The 21,073-nt window shown below is 62.2% G+C and carries 19 protein-coding genes; 6 read left to right on the forward strand and 13 right to left on the reverse strand.

The window, feature by feature from the left end; genetic code table 11:
* Positions 1-134 precede the first annotated feature (134 nt).
* Together JK202_RS05645 and JK202_RS05650 are read right to left on the reverse strand one after the other, a co-directional pair.
* Complete coding sequence (locus tag JK202_RS05645; RefSeq protein WP_349291828.1) at positions 135-1,049, reverse strand: retroviral-like aspartic protease family protein; 915 nt, start codon at positions 1,047-1,049, stop codon at positions 135-137.
* A complete protein-coding gene (locus JK202_RS05650; RefSeq protein WP_211559200.1) occupies positions 1,046-1,999 on the reverse strand; it encodes a tyrosine recombinase XerC in 954 nt (317 codons plus the stop codon). Before JK202_RS05650 ends, JK202_RS05645 begins: the two co-directional genes overlap by 4 nt.
* 48 nt (positions 2,000-2,047) lie before the next feature.
* Here JK202_RS05650 and JK202_RS05655 point away from each other — a divergent pair, with 48 nt between their 5' ends.
* On the forward strand, positions 2,048-4,288 hold the full coding sequence (locus tag JK202_RS05655; RefSeq protein WP_211559036.1) for a primosomal protein N': 2,241 nt from the start codon (positions 2,048-2,050) through the stop codon (positions 4,286-4,288).
* A 10-nt stretch (positions 4,289-4,298) separates the two neighbouring features.
* Here JK202_RS05655 and JK202_RS05660 read toward each other — a convergent pair whose 3' ends face one another.
* From JK202_RS05660 to ykgO, 3 genes are all read right to left on the reverse strand, one after another.
* The gene (locus JK202_RS05660; RefSeq protein WP_211559038.1) at positions 4,299-4,541 is read right to left on the reverse strand and encodes a hypothetical protein; all 243 of its coding nucleotides are present in this window, start codon (positions 4,539-4,541) and stop codon (positions 4,299-4,301) included.
* A gap of 91 nt (positions 4,542-4,632) precedes the next feature.
* Positions 4,633-5,295 (reverse strand): hypothetical protein, encoded by a 663-nt coding sequence (locus JK202_RS05665; RefSeq protein ID WP_211559040.1) that lies wholly within the window; start codon positions 5,293-5,295, stop codon positions 4,633-4,635.
* A 41-nt stretch (positions 5,296-5,336) separates the two neighbouring features.
* Positions 5,337-5,462, reverse strand: coding sequence for a type B 50S ribosomal protein L36 (ykgO, locus tag JK202_RS05670; RefSeq protein ID WP_194253867.1), 126 nt, complete (start codon positions 5,460-5,462; stop codon positions 5,337-5,339).
* Between the two features lie 114 nt (positions 5,463-5,576).
* Between ykgO and JK202_RS05675 the strand changes: the two genes are divergently transcribed.
* The 4 genes from JK202_RS05675 to JK202_RS05690 all read left to right on the forward strand — a co-directional run bounded on the left by JK202_RS05675 (position 5,577) and on the right by JK202_RS05690 (position 9,474).
* Entirely contained in the window at positions 5,577-6,116 is a 540-nt protein-coding gene (locus JK202_RS05675) for a hypothetical protein (RefSeq protein WP_249199696.1), read from the forward strand.
* A 168-nt stretch (positions 6,117-6,284) separates the two neighbouring features.
* A complete protein-coding gene (locus JK202_RS05680; RefSeq protein WP_211559042.1) occupies positions 6,285-8,294 on the forward strand; it encodes an FUSC family protein in 2,010 nt (669 codons plus the stop codon).
* Positions 8,288-8,488, forward strand: a complete 201-nt coding sequence (locus JK202_RS05685; protein ID WP_211559044.1) for a DUF1656 domain-containing protein — start codon at positions 8,288-8,290, stop codon at positions 8,486-8,488. The genes JK202_RS05680 and JK202_RS05685 overlap by 7 nt, the downstream gene beginning before the upstream one ends.
* A gap of 35 nt (positions 8,489-8,523) precedes the next feature.
* Entirely contained in the window at positions 8,524-9,474 is a 951-nt protein-coding gene (locus tag JK202_RS05690) for an efflux RND transporter periplasmic adaptor subunit (protein WP_211559046.1), read from the forward strand.
* 108 nt (positions 9,475-9,582) lie between these two features.
* Here JK202_RS05690 and JK202_RS05695 read toward each other — a convergent pair whose 3' ends face one another.
* Entirely contained in the window at positions 9,583-11,694 is a 2,112-nt protein-coding gene (locus JK202_RS05695) for a S9 family peptidase (protein ID WP_211559048.1), read from the reverse strand.
* A gap of 267 nt (positions 11,695-11,961) precedes the next feature.
* On the opposite strand from JK202_RS05695, the gene JK202_RS05700 reads away from it, so the two are divergent.
* Positions 11,962-12,456, forward strand: a complete 495-nt coding sequence (locus tag JK202_RS05700) for a DUF2501 domain-containing protein (protein ID WP_211559050.1) — start codon at positions 11,962-11,964, stop codon at positions 12,454-12,456.
* Positions 12,457-12,537: 81 nt separating this feature from the next.
* On the opposite strand, the gene mdoH is transcribed toward JK202_RS05700, so the two are convergent.
* The 7 genes from mdoH to JK202_RS05735 form a co-directional block, all read right to left on the reverse strand.
* Entirely contained in the window at positions 12,538-14,724 is a 2,187-nt protein-coding gene (mdoH, locus tag JK202_RS05705) for a glucans biosynthesis glucosyltransferase MdoH (protein ID WP_211559053.1), read from the reverse strand.
* Positions 14,700-16,268 carry a glucan biosynthesis protein gene (locus JK202_RS05710; RefSeq protein ID WP_211559054.1) on the reverse strand — a complete coding sequence of 523 codons (1,569 nt, stop codon included), beginning with the start codon at positions 16,266-16,268 and terminating at the stop codon, positions 14,700-14,702. The genes mdoH and JK202_RS05710 overlap by 25 nt, the downstream gene beginning before the upstream one ends.
* Before the next feature lie 162 nt (positions 16,269-16,430).
* On the reverse strand, positions 16,431-17,096 hold the full coding sequence (gene bioD / locus JK202_RS05715) for a dethiobiotin synthase (RefSeq protein ID WP_249199698.1): 666 nt from the start codon (positions 17,094-17,096) through the stop codon (positions 16,431-16,433).
* Entirely contained in the window at positions 17,093-17,896 is an 804-nt protein-coding gene (locus JK202_RS05720) for a methyltransferase domain-containing protein (protein WP_211559057.1), read from the reverse strand. Before JK202_RS05720 ends, bioD begins: the two co-directional genes overlap by 4 nt.
* The gene (locus tag JK202_RS05725) at positions 17,883-18,509 is read right to left on the reverse strand and encodes a biotin synthase (protein WP_211559058.1); all 627 of its coding nucleotides are present in this window, start codon (positions 18,507-18,509) and stop codon (positions 17,883-17,885) included. Before JK202_RS05725 ends, JK202_RS05720 begins: the two co-directional genes overlap by 14 nt.
* Positions 18,506-19,684, reverse strand: a complete 1,179-nt coding sequence (locus tag JK202_RS05730) for an 8-amino-7-oxononanoate synthase (protein ID WP_211559060.1) — start codon at positions 19,682-19,684, stop codon at positions 18,506-18,508. Before JK202_RS05730 ends, JK202_RS05725 begins: the two co-directional genes overlap by 4 nt.
* On the reverse strand, positions 19,681-20,958 hold the full coding sequence (locus JK202_RS05735; protein WP_211559062.1) for an adenosylmethionine--8-amino-7-oxononanoate transaminase: 1,278 nt from the start codon (positions 20,956-20,958) through the stop codon (positions 19,681-19,683). Before JK202_RS05735 ends, JK202_RS05730 begins: the two co-directional genes overlap by 4 nt.
* Between the last annotated feature and the right edge of the window lie 115 nt (positions 20,959-21,073).

The raw sequence follows: 21,073 nt of genomic DNA on the forward strand, positions 1-21,073 counted from the left end.
AAAATTATTTCCGTTTCATTTGAATTGGTTAGGGTTCAGTATGCCCCTTAAAAATTTCAAATGAAACGTCTGTCTAACTCTTGGAAGATGGGCGATACCAGTCGTGTTTGCGGTCAGCATGGTCTCTCCTGCACCTAACGGAAGAAAAGCTGCTTCGTGGCGTAGGACAGCCAGATTTCGTGATGGGCGAACCAGTCCGAGCCCAGAAGCATGTCGGCCTGATCGTGGACCGGGGCGACAGTCAGGACGGGGCGGGTCCAAGCCGTGCCACCCAGTTCAAAGCGTTTGAAATGATGCCAGTGATACTGGCGCTCCCGCAGATCCACGCCTGAGGTCATGCCGCCCGGATCGAGGGCAAGCTCGTCGTCCGTCAGGCCGAGGCGATGGGCGAAATCCGTGCTGACGATATGCGAGCGCGCGCCGCTGTCCAGCAGGGCCGTGCCGCTCAGCCCGTCCAGCGTGAAGGGCACGGTCAGGCGGCCTGAGATCCGGTGGACCGGGATGGTCGTCCAGTGCCCGATCCAAGCGGGTGGCTGCTGGCATACGTGGGAGCCCAGATGGACGTGCCACAAGATCAGGCGCTGGTGCGGGACGTCGAATTCCAGATCGTAATCCGCCAGCACATCTGCCCCGAGCAGACCGAAAACGGGCGGTGTGATCATGGGCGAGCCGGGCAGAACCCCGACAGCCATTGTTCCTGCGCCGAGCGGGAGTTTGCCCAAGTGATGCGTACCGAGCCTCAGGTCCTGAATCCGGATGTTTGGCACAAGCCGCGGGCTGCCGTTGGGGCCCTGCATCATCGTCCGGTGTTCGGGGTCGGGTGGCAGGTGCAGGGCTGCGACGCCGCCCGGTGTCATGAGGCTGCCTTCGGAGCCCGTATCCACGATCATGGATGCGTTCTGGCCGTTCACCGTCACCGGCACGCTCAGATAGCCGCCATCATCGCGCAGTGGCAGCACGACCGCACGGGTCATTTCGCAGACGGGCGCTGCATGGAGCATGGGTGTGCAAAGGCCCAGAATCAGGGCTGCGACGAGGGCGCGCTTCACGAGCCCTGATCCGCGCGGGGATGGGCCTTGCGCCACACATCCAGCAGGTGCTTTTCGTCGGCCAGCGTATAGGCCTGTGTCGTCGAGAGGCTGGCGTGGCCCATGAGTTCCTGAATAGTGCGCAAATCCGCCCCGCCTTCCATCAGATGAGTGGCGAAGGAATGGCGCAGGGCATGGGGCGTGGCGGAATCGGGCAGGCCTTCGCCTTTGCGCCAGTTCCGCATGGCGCGCTGGGCCACGCCGGGATTGAGCCGACCGCCCCGCACGCCGCAGAACAGGGGCGCATCGGGCGCGGGGGAGGGATGGGCCGCCTTCCAGCTTTCCAGAGCCGTAATGACCGCCGGAAGCAGGGGCACGAGCCGCTCCTTGCCACCTTTGCCAACCACGCGAAGCATGTCCTGCCCTGCATTCGTTAGGTCCCGGATGTCGAGCGAGAGCGCCTCGCCTATCCGCAGTCCTGTGCCGTAAAGCAGGGTGAACAGTGCCCGGTCGCGCAGGGCCGCCTGACTGGTTTCCGCGTCGTCGGAAATGCCATCGGCCGCGGCCAGCGCCGCTTCCTGCCCCAGAGGACGTGGCAAGCGCTTTTTCATGCGCGGCGTGGCGAGTAATGAGGGAGCGGGATTGGACAGATCATGCCGCAGCGCCAGATACCGGAAGAACGACCGGAGCGCGGAGACATGCCGCGCCCGGGAGCATGCCCGCGAGTCGGCGCTGGTGGCGCGACGGGTTGGCTTTTCGCTGCGGGCCGTTTCATGGGCGAGCCAGGCGCGCAGGTCGGCAAGCGACAGCTTTCCCAGATCGGCCAGCGTGACTTCCCCGCCCAGATGCTGCTGAAAGAACGTGAGCGCCAGAAGGATGTCGTGCCGATACGCCTCGACCGTGCGCAGGCTGGAGCGCCGTTCATGCGTCAGCCATTCGGTCCAGTCGCGCAGAGCGTCGATCGCCATCAGTGATGATGCGGTCATGGCATTTCGGAGCGGGGGAGGTTAGACACGGTCATGGCATCCAGCAGCCTATCCAAGCCTGATCCCCGGCGAAAGCCACCTTCCACCGGAACGCGCGTTTCGGTGCTTGTGCCGCTGCCGTTTCCGGGGCCGCTCGACTATCTGGCCCCCGAACCGCTTCAGCCGGGAGACCTCGTGACGGTCCCGCTGGGACGCCGAGAAACCGTGGGCTGCGTTTGGGAAACCGATCGCACGCTGCCTGCCGATTTTGCTTTGCCGGTGGGGCGTGAACTTCCGCTTGAACGTCTGCGGCCCGTTGTCGGAAAAATGGACGTGCGCCCGCTCCCGCAGAGCCTGCGCCGTTTCATCGACTGGGTCGCGGCCTATACGCTCACGCCGCCGGGTCTGGTGCTGGCGATGGCGACGCGCATCCATCTGAAGGATGCGCCCAAACCCACTCTGGGCTGGGTGCGGACGGCAGAGCCCGAAGGGGATCTGCGCATCACGCCTGCCCGTCGCTCGGTGCTGAATTTTGCGTCTTCCACGCCCATGAGCACTGCCGAACTTGGAGATCGCAGCGGGGCGAGTGCCGCCGTCATCCGAGGCCTTGCCACGGTCGGTCTGCTGCGTGAGGCCGTTATCGCCCCCGCCGCCCCGTTCGGACTGCCGGACCCAACGCATGGTGCGCCAAAGCTCTCCGAAGAACAGGCCGAAGTCGCGCAGGAACTCTGCGGGCCTGTTGAGGCCGGGCGGTTTCAGGTCACGCTGCTGGAAGGCGTGACCGGATCGGGCAAGACGGAAGTCTATTTTGAGGCCGTGGCGGCCTGTCTGGCCAAGGGAAAGCAGGTTCTGGTTCTGCTGCCGGAAATTGCGCTTTCCGCTCAGTGGACGGACCGTTTCATCCGGCGCTTTGGAGCTGAACCCGCCATCTGGCATTCCGATCTCGGGGCCAAGCGCCGACGTGAGACATGGCGCGCGGTGGCAGAAGGCAGCGCCCGCGTTGTGGTCGGCGCCCGCTCGGCGCTGTTCCTGCCATTTGCCAATCTGGGCCTCGTCGTGGTGGACGAGGAGCATGAGAGCGCCTTCAAGCAGGAAGAGGGCGTCATGTATCATGGCCGCGACATGGCAGTTGTTCGCGCCCGTCTGGCGGATGCGCCCGCGATTCTTGTCTCCGCCACACCGTCGCTCGAAACGCTCGCGAATGTGGAGAGCGGCCGCTACCGGCATGAACTCCTGACCGCGCGGCATGGCGGGGCAACCCTGCCGGATGTTTCACTGGTGGATATGCGGGCCGATCCGCCGGAGCGGGGGCTGTTTCTCTCGCCCAAACTCTGTACCGCCATTGATGAGACGCTGGAGAAAGAGGAGCAGGCCATGCTGTTCCTCAACCGGCGCGGCTATGCGCCCCTGACGCTGTGTCGGGCGTGCGGGCACCGGATGCAGTGTCCCAACTGTTCGGCCTGGCTGGTGGAGCATCGGGCGCGGGGCATCCTGACCTGTCATCACTGCGGGCATAACGAGCGGATTCCCAAGGACTGCCCGGAATGTCATGCCGAGAACTCGCTCGTGCCAATCGGGCCGGGAATTGAGCGCATTACGGAAGAGGCGAAGCTGCGTTTTCCGGACGCGAAACTGCTGGTGATGTCCTCCGATACGCTCGGCTCCCCGGCCGCTACGGCGGAGGCGGTCCGGAAGATTTCGGACGGGGAGGTCAACCTCATCATCGGCACGCAGATCGTCGCCAAGGGCTGGCATTTCCCGAAACTGACGCTCGTGGGTGTTGTGGATGCCGATCTGGGTCTGGGCGGCGGCGATCTGCGCGCTGCGGAGCGGACCGTGCAGCTTCTGCATCAGGTCGCGGGGCGTGCGGGTCGTGCGGAACATCGGGGCCGCGTGCTGCTTCAGAGCTATGTGGGGGAGCATCCGGTGATGACGGCGCTGGTCTCCAACGATTTCCAGACCTTCATGGAGCAGGAAGCCGAGCAGAGGCGCCCGTCATTCTGGCCGCCTTATGGACGGCTGGCCGCACTGATCGTGAGCGCGCCGAGTGCGGACGCCGCGGATGCGCTGGCGCGGGAGATTGCGCTCTCCGCGCCGGAGCGGGAAGGGGTGCAGGTTCTGGGGCCTGCCCCGGCACCGCTTGCCGTCCTGCGCGGACGGCACCGGCGCAGACTGCTGCTACGGACCATGCGGGGCATCGCCGTGCAGCCGATTCTGCGTCAGTGGCTTAGGGATATCAAGCCTGTGGGTGGAGCAAAGGTCGATATTGATATCGACCCTATTTCCTTCCTTTAGGGCTGGAAAATCAGCCCTTGCGCTTGCGGAAGAACTCGACCGAAGCGGTCACGACCGCGATGACGGCCAGAATCTGCTGGAAATACGGACGGAAGCGCTTGGGTCCGAACGTCGCCATGGCGGTCATGCCGGCGAGGCCGATTTCACGGGCGCGCGTGGCTTTCTGACAGCAGGTCTTCATCTTGGAGCAGCAGCTCTTCTTGGCGTCAGCTTCGGGAAGAGCGGTTGCATGGGCGGGGGACTGCTTTGTCATATGAAATCTCCTGAAAAAGGGAATCAGGGGATCAACACACGACATTACAAGGGGTTGCCGGAGCAACAGGGAAGAGGCGCTGTTGGTAGCGTCAGTCCTGCTGGCCGTCGCGGGCCTGTTCCAGCGTTTTGAGCTGTTTGTCGGAATCGGGCGATTTCGGATTCAGCAGCAGCATCTGATGGAAGGCCTGAAGGGCGGCTTCGGGTTCATGCCGATCATGTTCGGCGTCCGCGAGCATGCCCCAGGCCATCGGATCGCCGGGATCGGCCTGGAGTTCGACGCCCAGATCGGCAATCGCGCCATTGCTGTCGCCCGCAGCCAGCCGGATGGCGGCGCGCTGGCGATAGAGCACGGACTGGTCGGGCTGGATCGTGATGGCGGCGGTCAGATCGTCCTGCGCCTGTTGGAAATCATGTTTCTCCAGCGAATCATGCGAATCGCTGATGAGCATCTGCACGCTGCCGGTCAAAGCGCGGCTGCGGAGACCTTCCGCGCGGTCGGAAATCTCGCCAGCCTGCTTTTCATTACCCGCCTTGGCGAGCGCTTTTTCCGCCTCCACGAGGCGATCATGGAGCGTTTTGCGTGGCGGATGGGGGGAAGATGCAGGGGGCGTGGCCTTCGCGGGTCCCGCAGGGGAGCCGGGCAAGGCAGGCGGTGTAACAGACGTGGCAGCCGAAGGGGCTGCAGGGCCGGGCGCGGCCTGAACTGGCAGAAAAGTCAGGGCCGGGCTACAAAGCAGAACGGCGCCAGCCATCAGCCAGCGCCGCCCGTCCGTCATCCGGCAGACCAAGGGGTTCAGCCCTGGCGAGCCTTCATGCGCGGGTTCTTCTTGTTGATGATGTAGACGCGGCCGCGACGGCGGACAACGCGGCAATCCTTGTCACGAAGCTTGGCGGACTTCAGGCTGTTGCGGATCTTCATGGTGATCAGGCTCTCGACGGGTAAGGCCCTTGCGGACCGGACAGCGGGCCGGAACGCCCGCGAAAGAATGGCCCCGATTACCCATCCCGCCTTCCAGAGTCAAGCTGACAAGCCATGCAGACGGCGGAATTCCTTGCGGATGTCTATTTGCAACAACCTGCAACAGTCTCGTTCAGGGTCTTTGTCAGGGTGGCGTTTTCTCCTAACCTGTATTTCATGATCAAGCGCCATTCCCGTCCCGCCCTGCTGCTGGCCCTTCTTCCTCTCGCCGTCGCTCTGGCCGCGCCTGTCACGGCCTGGTCCGATGATGGCCAAGCCAAGACCAATGACGACGATCCCACGATCAATCAGCAGGGTTTCGCCATCAATAAAATTCTTCGGGTCCTGCAGATCAACCCGGATGCCGCGAGCGACTCCTGCATCAGTTCGCTCAAGGAGATGCATCAGGCCCAGACGGCCTTGGGCAAGGAAGAAGGTGGGGACCCCGAGCACAATCAGGATATTGGTGTCGCGCGTGACGTGGTGTCTTCTGCAATGGAGGATGTCACGAATATGTGTGGTGCCGATGCGCGGACATACTGCCGCAAGGCAACGGCACATCCGGATCCCAAGTTCACTGCGGCCTGTAACGGCCTGCCCGCAGAAGAAGACTAGCCCTCAGACAGACACATCCGTGCATGGATGTGTCTGTCAAAACATGTCCAGATGATTCGAGGACTAACTTTTCAGGACAAGCGCTCCTAAGGTTTGAAGTCTGATTCTGGTAACGAGGGCCGTGGGACTGTTTCTGATGAAGTCTGTGCCGGACGGGGAGCATTGCTCTTGACCGCAGCACTACAGTCAGTCTTTCGCCCGGGGTGGCTCCAGTTCAGTCTCAGGACATGGTTTGCACTTGTCCTGGCATTGGGAACAGCCTTCTGGTCGCAGCTTGATTCGCCAGCGAGCGCGGGCGTGACTGTCATGATCCTTGCGCAGCCTCTGCGCGGTCAGGCGCTGTCCAAGGCGTTCTATCGCCTTGCCGGGACCGTGCTTGGCGTAAGTGTCTCCATTATTCTCGTGGCGATGTTCAATGAAGAACGTGCCCTCTCCCTCGGCGGTGCGGCGCTCTGGATTGCAGCCTGCGCCTTTGTGGGCTCGCTGGAGCGAGACTTCCGCTCCTATGGCGCGCTTCTGGCGGGCTATACGGTTGCGCTCGTGGCCATTCCCACCATGGATGATCCGCAGAACATCTATCCCGTCAGTATCGCGCGCGCCTCCGACATTGCGATCGGCGTGGCATCCATTGCTGTCGTCAATATTCTGTCCGGGTCTCCCGAAGCCTGGCGCAAGCTGTCCAAGGCGATGGAAACATTGTCCCATCGCGTGCGGCAGACCGGCAAGTCCGCCATCATGGGTGAGCCGATCGCAACGCCGGAGCAGATGATCGGGCTGAGCGGTGAAATCCTCGCGCTCATGACCCAGATTTCTTACGCACGGACAGAAGTCGAGCGCGGGCGTCTGCGGATGGCGGGCGCGCGGCTGGGCATCATCGGCATGCTTACGGTCCTGACCACAAGCCGTGCGATTGCGTGGCTGCTGGAAACCGGTGGTATTTCCGACGTCCTGATCCGTCACATCCGCGCCTGGCATGAACGGTCCGAGGACGGCACGACCCGTCTCGAGACAATGGATACGATTCTGGATGAAATCCGCATGGAAGACCCGGATTTCGTCCCCTCAGCGCGGGAAGCCTGGTTTCTGGAGCGCTGTGCGACATTGCTCAGCAACCGCCTGCATATCCGCACCGGGATGAATACGCTTCTGCGTGCGACACCGGCGGGCGATGCGCTCAAACTGGCGCAGCTTGAGAGTAATCCGGACTATGTGACGGCGTTCATCAACGCGATGCGCGTTCTGCTGGGATTCAGTGTGGCGGCGGCATTATGCCTGGGGTCCAGCATTCCGGCATCCGTCACGGCTCTGTCCCAAACGGCCCTTGTCCTGACGCTGGCGTCCACAGCCATCGATACCGCACAGTTCGGCAAGGGCGCCATCATAGGCATGCCGGCTGGCATTCTCGTGGCGGCATGGCTGGATTTCATGATCCTGCCGCATGTGGAAAGCATGCTGAGCCTCGCCCTTGTGCTCCTGCCGCAGACCGTCATTTCCTGTCTGCTGCTGATGAACCCGAAAACCAGCGCTATCGGGTTCAATTACGGCGTGTTCTTTCTGGTGTTCATTGGGCTCGGCAATCACCACAACTACGATCCGCTGGCCTTCATCACGCGCAATACGTTCTATGCGATGGCGGCCGTGCTGTCCTTTGTGCTGCTGGTGCTTCTCTGGCCACCTACGGCGCGGCGGCACCGGTTCCGGCTGGCCGTGTCCATTGCCTATGATCTGGAAACCCAGCTTGCCGGGCATGGTGAGCGGATGGGGCCGCCGCTTCTCAGCCGGAAATACGAGCGCCTCAGCCAGTTTCTGATGTGGACGGAACGACTGCATGATCCGGGCCTGCGTTCGCGACGGGTTTTTAACCGTTTCGTGGCGCTGGAGGATTTTTCCAGTACGATCGCACGCGTGCGGCACTATCTCGATCAGGCCGGGCATCTTCAGGGTCTCAGACCCATGGTGCGCCATGTGCGGCGTCTGCTGGCCCATGACAGGCTTGGTCTGCTGGAAGCCGAAATCCCCGAGCTTCAGGCCATGTTTTTCGAACGGCTTTCCGAAGGAATCCGCGAAGAACAGTCCATGATCATCAACTGTATCGGCGGTCTGGAAGCAGTCCGCACCATGGTGCGGCTGAACCGTTCCGCCGTGCATCACTACGGAATAGGACGCAAGCGATGGTGATGACACAGGTCGTGGACCTTGATGGCGTGCTGGTGTCGGCATTCGTCATCAATCTGGCACTGGCTCTGGTCACGCTCGGCATCCTGCGCTGGATGATGGGCTGGTTCGATTTGTGGCGCTTTGTCTGGGATCCGCCCCTGGCGCAGTTTGGCATCCTGATTTGCCTCATCGGCCTCTACACCCTGATTCTCTGAGCTTTTTCCCTATCTGAACCCAAGGTGACCGTCCCGTGCTTTCCAGTGCCCATCGCCTGATCCGCTTTACCATCACGCTCTGCATTCTCGTGGTGGCGGCTCTCGTGGTCGTCATCCTGTGGGATTACTACACAGCCTCTCCCTGGACCCGGAACGGGCAGGTGCGTGCGCAGGTCGCCAATATCGCCCCTCGTGTATCGGGACAGATCCTCGAAGTGCGCGTGAAGGATAACCAGTTCGTCCATAAGGGGGACGTGCTCTATGTCATCGATCCATTCGACTTCAAGGTAGCGCTCGATACGGCCAAGGCCCGTGTGGCGGAGCGCAAGGCCGATCTGGAATTCCGTGTCGTTCAGGCTCAGTGGCGCAAGGCCATCCCCGGCACCGCCGTCTCAGTCGAAGAAAAGCGGCAGTATGAAGCTCTCTCACAACAGATGCAGGCCCAGTACGATGCGGCGCAGGCCGCTGAACGTCAGGCTGCGATCAACCTTGAGCGAACGGAAGTCCGCAGTTCCATCGACGGTATCGTGACCAACCTCATCATGCGGCCCGGCGACTTTGCAACAGCTGGTGTGGTCAACATCCACATCATCGATACCAGTTCCTACTGGGTGGACGGCTATTTCGAGGAAACCAAGGTCCATGATCTCGATGAGGGTGATCTCGTTCGCATGGATCTGATGGGCTATCACGACCCGCTGTTCGGGCATGTTGAAAGCATCACCCGGGGTATCGCCAGCAACAACGCGCAGGTGAACAAGCAGGGTCTGCCGGAAGTGGATCCGGTTTATACCTGGGTGCGTCTGGCACAGCGCATCCCGGTGCGCGTGAAGATCGACAAGATCCCCGATGATCTGACGCTGGCTGCGGGCATGACGGCAACCGTGACCGTCGTGTCAGAAGAAGGCAACCGCCGTCACCGCTCTACCCACGCCGCCTTCCAGCACTTTGGCGACGACATCCGGCATCTGTTCGGGCATCGATAAGGATTTTGGAATAAAAGTTTTTGGTGAAGCTTTTTTCAAAAAGCTTCGGCGTTCTCCGCCTTTTTGAAAAAAGGCGGAACCCAAAAACTTTTATTCACTGGTTCTTTTTCAAGTCCGGTCGATGGCCCAGATGGCGAAGGCCTGTACCAGAGCGACTTCTTCCAGTCTTTTGAAGCGGCCGGATGAGCCGCCGTGGCCGGCTTCCATGTTGATGCGGCACAGGAATGGGCCGCCGGACGTGACTTCGCGCAGTTTGGCGATCCATTTCGCGGGCTCCCAGTAGGTCACACGCGGGTCGGACAGGCCGCCCATTGCCAGAACCGGGGGATAGGTTTTGGCGGCGATGTTGTCATAGGGTGAGTAGCTGGCGATCAGGTCATAAGCGGCGGGGTCTTCTAGCGGGTTGCCCCATTCCGGCCATTCGGGCGGTGTCAGCGGCAAGGAGACGTCCGACATGGTGTTAAGCATGTCCACGAACGGCACCTGCGCGGCAATGCCCGCGAAAAGCTCGGGCGCCATGTTCGTGATCGCGCCCATCAGCAGACCACCGGCCGAACCGCCCTGCGCGACGATGCGCCCGGCCGAACCGTAGCCTTCGGACACGAGATGTCGGGCGCAGGCGATGAAATCAATGAAGGTGTTGGGCTTCTTCGTCCCGCGGCCGTCCAGAAACCAGTTCCAGCCCTTTTCGGAGCCACCGCGCACATGGGCGACGGCATGGATCCAGCCCCGGTCCACCAGACTGAACACGGTCGTGGAGAAATCGGCGTCCATTGCGATGCCGTAGGAGCCATATCCATACAGAAGCAGCGGCGCAGAGCCGTCCAGAACCTGACCTTTTCGCATCAGAACCGTGATGGGCACCTGTGCACCATCGGGGGATGTCGCAAACAGACGGCGTGTCTCATAGCGGCTCGCATCATGGCCGGACGGGACTTCGCGGATTTTGCGCAGAACGCGCTCGCCGCTCGCCATATCGTAATCGTACCAGTGTGCCGGGTTGGTGGGTGACTGGTAGATGTAACGCAGGACCGGAGCGTCATATTCCAGCGTGCCCAGCATCGTCAGGTCATAGGCCGCTTCGTCCATGCCGATGGCCTTGGCCTGCGTGCGGATATCGCCTTGCGTGCCTTCGGGAACCACGAGAATATGGATGTTCCCGTCCCGCCGCTCGGCCCAGGCGAGATGCCCGCGCGAAGCGCTGGCCCCCAGCAGGTAATGCCCTTCCCGGTACGGCACGAAGGGCGTCCAGTTCTCGCGTCCCATGGCCGTGTCCGGCGTTTGCATGAGCTGGAAATCCACCGCGCCGCCAGCATTGGTCAGGATGATGAAGCGGTCGTTCCAGTGCGTCAGGGAGTAGCGCTCGCCCCGTACCAGAGGTGCCGCCACGACAGGCAGGGCCGTGGGATCTGAGGCCGGGATGAGCAGCGTCTCGTTGGTATCATGGTCGCCGCGTTCGATGACAATCCATTTGCGGGATGCGCTGACACCGATGCTCAGGAAGAACCCCGGATCGGTCTCGTCGAACACCAGAACATCTTCGCCTCCCGTCAGCGGACGGCGATAGATCTTCGACGGGCGGCCATTATCGTCGCGGTAAATCCAGAACAGCCACTGGCTGTCCGGAGAAATAGCGAAGCTGCCTGTGGTGCTGGGGACCGGTTCGGCACAGAGAGTGCCTGTTTCCAGATCCTCGACCTGAATGCGATAGACCTCGGAGCCCTGAATGTCCTCCGCATAGACGAAATAGCGGTGGTCGGGCGAGTGGTCCGTCTGCGAGAGCGCGTAATAGTCATGCTGCTTGGCCAGCGCATCGGCATCGAGCAGAACCTGCTCCGCTCCGCCGCCACGTGGGGAACGGACCCGCAGCGGATGTTGGGCACCATCCTCGAAGCGGACGTAATACTCCCACGGCCCATCCGGAACCGGCACTGAGGATTCCGCTGGTGGAACGCGGCCGATCATTTCCTGAAGCAGCGTTTCGCGCAGCGGCTCCATGCCTGCCAGCACGGCCTCCGCATAGGCGTTCTCCGCTTTCAGGTGCGTGGCGATGTCTTCGCGCAGGGCAGACGGGTCCCGCAGGACCTGCTGCCAGTTCTCGTCCTTCATCCAGGCGTAGGAATCCGTGCGCGTGCGGCCCAGCTGCGTGGTGGTCAGCGGCTCGCGGCGGGCGACGGGAGGAACGGGTACGGCGGAGGGGGCATCGGGGCTTTGTGACATGGGCAAACTGTGACGCAGAAACTGCTGCCGTTCAATCCGCTCTTCTGCGGAAACGCATTGCTCTGGCAGGCACGTTAAAACGTGATGATCCAAGAGTTCCCGCATGCCCGCTATGAGGAAAAAGGACCCCTTCCAAGAAACCGCGTCTGATTTCAAGTGTTACTCAAGGCAACGGAGCATCCTTCAAGATGTTCCAGACCGGATGATTTCTGCTCGGCCTTTCAAACAGATCGCGCAGAGCATCCTGTATACGGAAAGAAGAGTGCCATGATTTCGAATAAATATTTCGCTGTTCTTGCTGCTGCCGCTCTGACCATTTCGGGCGCGGCTGTTGCGCAGACGGTACCCCCCATCCCGCAGAGCAGCCCCGTCCCGACGATTCCGGCTGGTACGCAGGCCACTCTGCCGTCCGCCAATCTTCAGGCGGTCTCTGGCGGAAAGAGCATCCTGACGGCCGCAGCGCCAGGCACGCTGGGTGCGGATGGCGTTCCGTCCATTGAGAACGCACAGGCAGGGAACGTCGCCGGACTGACCTACTACTGTGTGCATCACAAGCTGGTGCTCGGCACGTCGCCGATCGTGGCGTCCCGGAAGCTGGCCAAACGTCCCGACGTGCAGAGTGATCAGTTCTATTCGCTCGGTGGCAAGGGCCTGCTCCAGACGGCTGGTGGGAACGTTTTCGATATCAGCACGCTGCCCAAGGACAAGCGCGTCATGACGTGTAACGACCTCGTCAAGAAGGCCCAGTCGCTCGGCCACTAAGCCGTCACTGACGTCTGAAACAAAAAACGCCCCGGCTGTCATGGCCGGGGCGTTTTTTTATGCTTGGAAGCTGCGAGGCTTTCAGGTCCGGAGCTGTTCCATAAGCTGAATACCTTCGGGATTTCCCAGAACAGCGGCCTTTTCCTGCCGGGAGAGGCGTTCCAGCGCAACCTGAAGAGAGGGCGCCTCCCTCAGTTTGACCAGCCCGACAAGAAGATGGGCATCGATCGGGCTGCCGGCCTTTCGCACCGGGGGTAAGGCGCCTTCATGCGCGGCACGCAGCGCAGGGCTCAGACGGAGTGCGGCAAAAGCCTCTTCCGGCGGCGCATCGGGGGCATGAGCAGCACGCTCGCGTGCGGCATCATTGGCAGCGGCCAATTTGAGGATCGGAGGTGGTGCGGTTTCTTCTTCGATCAGCAGAAGCCCGGCCCGACGCAGACCCAGCCCGACGTCCCGGCTTGCTGCCAGCGCAGCCAGCGGAATGGCAAGGATCAGACCCAGCAGCACCGGCGTCATCCACAGGAACAGTGCCTGTGAGACCGACCATGCCGCAATGGTCAGAAGAATCCCGAATACGGTGTAAATCCAGTAACCGTGCGCCACTTCCTTGAGCGAGACGCGGCCGTCGTCGCGGTTCTGTGCGTTCCATCCGGAATCCCGCCCAAGCAGGATGGAAATGACGCCGGAGGTCTGGATCAGCATCGCGATCGGCGCGATCAGGCCGCCGATAAGCGTTTCCAGCAGGATGGAGACTGCCAGCCGGAATGCGCCGCCCGAACCCTTCAGGGCCGCGCGGTCGAACATCATGGCTATGAAAGCGAGCGCTTTCGGAGCCAGCAGGATTCCCATTGTCCCGATGAAGACGAGCTTGGCCTGTACGGGATCGACGCGCGGCCAGTGCGGATAGAGCGTCGGCTTCGAGCCGAAATATTCGGGGTGATAGAAATGCGACTGGAGCGAGATCAGGATGCCGAACAGAAGGAACAGCAGCCACAGCGGCGACATGACATAAGAGCCGATGCCCGTCAGCATATGGACGCGACTGACCCAGTGCATGCCCTTCGTGCCGAGGATCTTGCTGTGTTGCAGGTTCCCCTGACACCAGCGGCGGTCGCGAATGGCGACATCCGTCAGCGACGGCGGGCTTTCTTCATAGGAGCCGAACAGGCCGGGCACCATGTGAATGGCCCAGCCGCCGCGGCGCATGAGCGCGGCTTCCACGAAGTCATGGCTCAGGATATGGCCGCCAAATGGTGCACGACCCTTCAGGTGCGGCAGACCGGCCTGTTCGGCAAAGGCCTGCGTGCGGATGATGGCGTTATGGCCCCAGTAATTACCTTCCGAACCGTGCCACCAGGCAATGCCATGCGCGATCAGCGGTCCGTACACTCGGCCTGCGAACTGCTGCATCCGGGCAAAAAGCGTGCGGCCACCAACAATGACTGGAAGGGTCTGGATCAGGCCCACGCCGTCATGCTGTTCCATGGCTGCCGTGATACGGACGATCAGGCTGCCATCCATGACGCTGTCGGCATCGAGCGTCAGCATCTGCTGATAGGATGAGCCAAAACGCGTCACCCAGTCGCCCAGATTGCCGGCTTTGCGGTCTGTATTCTTATGGCGTCGGCGATAGAAGACGCGTTTTTCGCCGTTCGTCGCCTTCCGGAATTCCAGAAAGGCCCGCTCTTCCTGTACCCAGACGTCCGGATTGGTCGTATCGGACAGAATGAAGAAATCGAAGGCGTCGATCTGTCCCGTGGCCAGAATGCTGTCATGAATGGCGCGTAGACCTGCGAGAACGCGCGTCGGGTCCTCGTTGTAGGTCGGCATCAGGACGGCCGTGCGGTTTTTCAGTTCCGGCAGCGGCCCGGACCGTTGAATGCCCAGTCCCAGACCGCCCCGCAGCATCAGCGAGAAGAAGCCGCCAAGGCAGGACATGAAAGACAGGGCGATCCAGAAAGCGAGAATGGCGAACAGGATCAGGATGATGACGCCAAGCGCGGAGACGCCGAGCGAGTTAAAGACCTGATTGATCCTGTAGATGCCATAGCCCGTCAGCAGCATCGCGCCGCCGAAGACGAACAGGCGCCGCATCCACAGGAATGAGGGCGTGGTGGGCAGGGAATAAAAAGGCCTGCCGTGCCGGTCCGGCTGCTGATGAAGGTTCTGTGGCTTCATCTCCAGCGGCGCCTCGTGTGGCAGGAACGGGGCGGAGGCCGGATCAGCGGAAGGGGAGATTTCGGTCACGGCGTCCAACGATACATCCATTTTTCTGAAATCGGACCCTGATCGCCGGCAAGCTGGGCCTGAAGTTCACACATCTTGGCATCACCGGGCACGAATTCGAACGTCGTGCGCCAGCCCTGGATTTCGGGGTTCGGCTCGACGACGACGTTGCGGATCGTCCCCGGCGAGGACTGCGAAATCAGATGGAAATTCGTGCCCTGCGGCACGCTCTGGAACGGCGCGCCCGTAAAATCGATCGCGAAGAACCGTGCATCCGGATGGTCGGTCGCCCCGCCAATCCGCGTTGCGGCAACGCGGGCCAGCTGCGTCGGCCAAGGCGTGTCCCAGCCCCAGTACATCCGGTAGATATAGCTGTATTCCTGCCCGCCCTTCATGGGCTGCCGCGGCCGCCAGAAGGAAACGATGTTGTCGTTCACCTCGTTGGGCGTCGGAATTTCCACTAGATCGACGGCACCATCGCCCCAGTTGCCGATGGGCTCGATCCAGAGCGACGGTCGCTTCTGGTAATTGAGCGCCAGATCCTCGTAGTCGTGGAAGGACCGCTTGCGCTGCATCAGGCCGAAACCATGCGGGCTGCTGTCCTCGAACGCCGAGAACTGGAGGTCGGTCGGGTTGATGAGCGGGCGATAAAGCTGTTGTCCCGCACCCGTCCAGATCTGAAGCGCCTCACTGTCATGTGCGGCAGGACGCCAGTCATCGACGTGATTGCGCTCGTTTGCGTCGAAATAGAACATGCCCGTCAGCGGAGCGATGCCCGATTCCGTAATGTCCTGACGTGGGAACAGCGAGGACTGGACGTCGAAGACGGTTGTGTCGCCCGGACGGATGGTGAAGCGGAATGAGCCGGTCAGGGACGGGCTGTCGAGCAGCGCGTGAATGACGATCGATTCTACGCCTGGCTCCGGCTTTTCAAGCCAGAACTCCCGGAACAGCGCAAATTCCTCGCCCTTCGGATTGCCGGTACCATCTGCAAAGGCACGGGCGGACAGTCCGTAATTCTGCCCTTTGGCCACGGCGCGGAAATAGGATGCGCCGAGGAAAACCGCGCATTCTTCCATCACACCCGGCGTGTTGATCGCATAGCGCAGGCGCAGGCCGGAAAAGCCGAGATCGTCCGTAACGCGCAGAACGGGGTTGGAATAGGTGAAGACGTCGGGATCGTATGCAATGGGCGTGGACTGTCCGCCCGTGACCTCGTTCATGCCGATCCGCGGCTTGTACAGGAAGCCACGCGGGAAAAACTCTACGTCGAATGCCAGGTTCTGACCGTGCCACAGGGCCTTCTCGGGATTGAAGGCAATGCTGCGGAACTGGTCGAAATCCATGTTCGCAATGGCACTGGGCAGCGTCGGAGACGGCGGGGAATAAGGCTTTTTCGACAGACGCTGCGCCAGAATCCGGACCGTGCCGTCATCAAAGGGCGTTGGTTGCGGAGCAGGGGTCGCAGCGGGTGGAGACGCAGCTGCGGGTGTGGCTGTGGACTGGGCATGGGCCATACGGGAGGCTGTTCCCATAAGGGTCAGTCCGGCCCCAAGCTTGACCAGATCACGGCGCAGGATACTCATACTTTTCCCAATATCCCAGTTTCTGTCGGCGTCTCCGAAACGAAGACCGAGTTTCCAGCGATACGCCGGAAGCCTTTCGTTGCGAAGAGCCCTTCTATGATGAGGATGCCATTTCACAAGGGCTGACGCGGCCTTTTTATGGCACGCGTCCCAGATGACACATTATTGTGAAATCTGTTGCTGCAAGACATCAAGTAACGGAACGTTACCGGATAATCCGGAGACAACAGTTTCCGTTATCTCGTCAAGCTGAGGAACCCGGAACAGGATACGCGTTTTGCCAAAGCGTGCGATGTCGCGTTCGTTGCCGGGATTTGGCGGCCCAACGGGTACGATGCCGAGCACAGGAATGCCGCGCCGCCGCAGAGCTTCGAGGCTCAGAAGCGTGTGGTTGATCGTGCCAAGTCCGCTGCGTGTCACCAGAACAACCGGCAGGCCGAGAGTTTCGATCAGGTCCACGATCATCACGTCATCGCGGACCGGCACCATCAGCCCGCCCGCGCCTTCCACGACGAGCGGTCCGCCAACCTGCGGCAGGACGAGCCGCCCCGGATTGACGGTTACGTTTTCCAGATTGCCCGCTGCTAGAGGAGCAAGCGGTGCCTGAAAAGCATAGGCTGGGGGAATGATCCGCGAGGGCGCGAGGCCAGCGAGCGTCCTGACTGTGGGCGTATCGCCATCCTCATCCGCAAGACCGGTCTGAAGGGGCTTCCAGTAGGTGGCGGTCCACGCACGGCACAGAATGGCGCTGACCAGCGTCTTGCCGATTCCGGTATCCGTTCCCGTGACGAAAACGCCGCGTTGCCCGTGTGTCGAGATGTCTCTCATGACCGTGTTCCTTCTCCGGATTTCACAAACGTCCCGATGCCGATCTGGTAGGTCACGCTGGAATGTGTCCGGTCAAAATGCTGCATGGACCGGCGCAGAGCCGCAGTGCTGGCGGGTGTGCTGTCGTGCCGCGGCAGGGACGCCCCGATCTGCCGCAGACCCCGCAGGAATGCGCGCGCGCTGTCCACGGGATCGTGCAGGGTCAGCACTTCCCACGACCCCACGCCGCTCATGGGCCACTCGGTTTCCACGGTCTGAGCAGACGGATAATCCGGCACGCCGCAGGGAGCATTTTCTGCCAGACAGGCTTGCTTCCATTCTTCCAGACTGCCTTGCAGCAGCGTCGTGACCATGAGCCGCCCCTGTGGTGCCAGCAGGTTGCAGAGTCGTTTCAATCCGTCGCGTCGGCTGGAAAACCATTGCAGGCACAGGCTGGATGCAATCAGGTCAAACGGACCGGAGATATCCGGATGTTCGGCGTCCATGACGTGAAAGCGGATGGCCTTTTCGGCAAGGTGCTGCTTTGCACGCCCAATCATGCCCGGTGCCAGATCGGTCGCGAGCAGGCTGGCCTCCGGGAAATGATCCGCCAGCCGTGCTGTCAGAAAGCCTGTGCCGCAGCCAAACTCCAGAATGGATGCGGGCGGATGGTCTGCCGTGGCGGTGCGGATGCGCTCCATCAGTGCCGTGGCGCAGCGGCGCTGGATATGGGCGGCCGCGTCATAGCTTTCTGCGGCGTCAAAGCGCGTGGCGATGCTGTTCCGGCGCAGGATGTTTTCGGGGGCGTCAGCTCCGGTCATCAAGCCTCCGCCGGATAAAGGCCGCACAGAGCTCGGGCTGGGTCAGCGGCAGAAGATGGCCACCTTCAACCTTTTCTCCGGGGGGCGCAAAACCCGCCTTAGTCGCACCGAACGGATCATCCGTGCCCGTTATCCAGTGCAGCCTGTCGCTCCACTCCGTAGCCTGCGCGCGATGGTCCAAAGTCTGAAGCGCCTCCATCCCCCGGTCCAGTAGGTCCACATCCGGCGTGCCGGGTAGAGGGGCACTCGTTCCGCAAAGGGCACGGAAATCGTGCAGAACGGCGGCCGGATAACGCTTCAGGCGCGCCCGCATCCGGGTCAGGACCCGCTCGGGCGTGCCATCCGGAAAGTCTGGGGCAGCTGTAAAACGTGGGAAGCCGTTGAAAAAGATCAGCCCCTCACATCCCGGCAGGTCCTGCCCGAGCAGGGCCAGCGATCCGGCCGAATGTCCGACGGCCAGATAAGGCGTCTGCGGCAGTGCCGGGCGATGTTCCGGGCCGAAATATCCGCACTCCACGACCTGCGCGCTCACATCCGGCAGATGCGCCAGCATCAGTGCCCAGAAGGACGCATCGAACCCCCAGCCATGCACAAGATAGAGCGCCCGTGTCATGCGATATCTCTTGTCAGGCTGATGACTGCCTGTCCCAGACGATCAATCTCCGCATCGCTCAGCCCAGCATGGAGCGCCAGACGCAGCCGCGCGGTTCCGGTTGGCACCGTGGGTGGGCGGATGGCGACCGTCAGGAAGCCAGCCTCCTCAAGCCCGGCCGCTACGGACATGGCGCGTTCGGATTCCCCGATCAGGACAGGGACGATCTGCGTTGTGGAGTCCGCCGTGGACAGCCCGGCGCCGTGCAGCATGGTCCGGAGCCGTTCCGCCTGTCCGAGTAGCCGGGTGCGCTCTGCGTCCAGACCGGGGACGACATCCAGCGCCGCATCAATCGCACCCAGAACCGCAGGGGGCAGGGCCGTGCTGTAGATGAAGCCCGATGCATGGTTCACCAGATAGTCGCAGAGGGGTTTCGAGCCCGCGATATACGCGCCCATCCCGCCCAGCGCCTTGCTGCACGTTCCCATCGTTAGATCGGCCATTCCGCAGGACAGGCCGCGACCTTTTGGTCCCAGCACGCCGGTCGCATGGGCCTCGTCAATATAAAGGAACGCGCCCGCCCGGTCCGCCAGCGCCCTTAGGGCCGGAACGTCCGCCCGGTCTCCGTCCATGGAGAACACGCTCTCCGTTACGATCATCCGCAGGCCGGGTTTTTCGGCCTCGCGGGACAGCAGGGTTTCCAGATGGGACAGATCATTGTGCCGGAAGCGGATCTGCCGGACGCCTGCTGCCGCGCAGCCATGATGCAGGCTGGCATGGTTCAGACGGTCCGAAAACACCAGCATCGGCGCGCCCGTCCGGGCCACGGACAGCGCACACAAAGCGGGCATGACGGACGCATTGGCCTGCCAGCCCGACGCAAACAGGATCGCGTCCTCACAGCCCTTGAAGGCGGCCATTTTCGTCTCGACCTGCCTGTGCAGGTCCAGCGTTCCGCTAACCAGCCGTGAGGCCCGCGCACCCGTCCCGAAGCGCAGCGCCCAGTCAGCAGCGTGTTCGCGCAGCATTGGGTGATCCGCCAGCCCCAGATAGTCGTTGGACGACACATCCAGCATCCGCCGCCCGTCGCGGACGATCATTCCGTCCTGCCGGACCACAGGGCGCAGGCTCCGGCGCGTTCCGGCGGTTTCACGTTCGGTCAGGGCGGCTGTGAAATGGCTGTCGAACAGGCTCATGCGCCCTCCTGCAACACGTTTGTGATGGCCGTTGTCAGGCGTGTGAGCTCTTCGGGCGTGATCGTGAAGGCGGGCGTCAGATAGACGATGTTGCGGAAGGGCCGGATCCAGACGCCACGTTCCACGAAGGCACGGCGCAGGGCGTCCGGATTGTCCAGCGTCTCAAGCTCCACCACGCCGATCGCGCCGAGGACGCGCACATCCTTCACGCCGGGCAGCGTGCGGCAGGGCTCCAGTTCCCGCGCAAGCTGGGCCGAGATCGCCGCGACCTGCTCCAGTCGCGGCTCGGATTCAAACAGGTCCAGCGACGCATTGGCGACCGCGCAGGCCAGCGGATTGGCCATGAAAGTCGGCCCGTGCATCAGGGCGTGACCGGCGCTGTCGGACAGGAACGCCTCGAAGACATGCCGCCGGGCCACGGTGGCGGCCAAGGCCATGGTGCCGCCCGTCAGGGCTTTGGAAAGGGCCACGATATCCGGCACGATCCCGGCCTGCTCGCAGGCGAACATCGTGCCGGTGCGTCCGAAGCCTGTGAAGATTTCGTCCAGGATCAGCAGGATGCCATGATGGTCGCACAATTCGCGCAGGCGGCGCAGAACCTTCGGGTCATGGAACAGCATCCCGCCCGCGCCCTGAACCAGAGGCTCCGTGACCATGGCTGCGATGCTGTCGCCGCGTTCCGACAGCAGGGCTTCAAGCCGCGCCAGACTGTCCGCATCCACGGGCAGATCGGCCAGAACCTGTTCGGGCAGGACGCCTGCGAACAGGCTGTGCATGCCCTCCTCAGGGTCACAGATGGACATCATGCCCAGCGTATCTCCGTGATATCCGCCCCGGAAGGACAGGATTTTTGTCCGGCCTTCAGTGCCCCGGTTGATGTGGTACTGCACTGCCATCTTGATCGCGACTTCCATCGCGACCGACCCGGAATCGGTGAAGAACACGCGCTCCAGATCCCCCGGCAGCATCGCCGCCAGCCGCGCGGCCAGACGGATGGCGGGTTCATGTACCATCCCGCCGAACATCACATGCGGCATCTGACCGGCCTGACGGACCAGTGCTTCATGGATGTGCGGATGGCTGTAGCCGTGACACGCCGTCCACCAGGCCGCTACCCCGTCCACAAGCTCGCGGCCGTCCGCAAGCGTGATCCGGCTGCCGGAGGTGCTGACGGCTTCTATGGGAAAAGACGCGGTCTGCATCTGGGTGTAGGGCAGCCACAGATGGGCCAGGTCAGCGGCAGTGTGGGGGGCGGAGGGAGCGTTGCGAGACATGATTTGCGTTTTCCCGCATGGCTGGGGGTGAGTCCATCCCCCGCCCCTTATGGAGCCTCGGGGAAGGGGCAGGATCGTTCCGCAGACGGCACGCCGTATCATAAAAAGGTCACGT

Source organism: Gluconobacter sp. Dm-62, from assembly GCF_018256155.1.
Taxonomy (GTDB): Bacteria; Pseudomonadota; Alphaproteobacteria; order Acetobacterales; family Acetobacteraceae; genus Gluconobacter.